Genomic DNA, 687 nt, shown 5'->3' with positions numbered 1-687 from the left:
AAGTTCTATGAGAAGTTTCAATAAAATCACCATTTTCATAAATCTTTACATTTCTTATATGAGCAAAGGCAATTCTACTACCAAATTCTCTTATCATCGCGGGAACATCGTTATTAGGATTTGAACCTATAGCACCGCTGCAAAGAGCAAGGCAGTTATATGGGTTATCAACAAGCTTTAATAATCTTGCTAAATCATCTCTATTCTTAACTATTCTTGGTAATCCAAATATTGACCAAGGTGGATCATCTGGATGAACTGCCATCTTAATATCATTGATTTCAGCTACCGGTATAATTTGTTCTAAGAAATACTTTAAATTATTCCATAAATCTTCTTCTGTCACATTCTTATAAGCTTCAAAAAGCTGTGTTAAATTCTTTAACCTCTCTGGTTCCCAACCTGGCATTGTAAGATTTGGATTTGATGCTATCTTATTAACTAGTTCCATTGGATCTATATCAATAATTCTTGCCTTTTCATAGAAAAGAGCTGTTGCTCCATCTTCTGTTTTTTTGTATAAATCTGTTCTAAGCCAATCAAATACTGGCATAAAATTATAGCAGATTACTTTTACTCCAACCTTAGCTAGCTTCTCTATTGTCTTCTTATAATTCTCAATATACTTATCCCTAGTTGGAAGTCCTAACTTAATGTCCTCATGAACATTAACACTTTCAACAACAT

General features: G+C 32.5%; 1 protein-coding gene. It reads right to left on the bottom strand.

Going from position 1 to position 687, the window contains the following annotated elements:
* Positions 1-687 (bottom strand): mannonate dehydratase (locus tag CLOBL_RS27290; RefSeq protein WP_143323980.1); only part of this gene is annotated, 687 nt, incomplete at both ends.

It is taken from the genome of Clostridium sp. BL-8 (assembly GCF_002006495.1).
GTDB lineage: Bacteria > Bacillota > Clostridia > Clostridiales > Clostridiaceae > Clostridium.
Note: the sequence above shows the minus strand (reverse complement) of the source record. Positions and strands in the feature narration are given on the sequence as shown.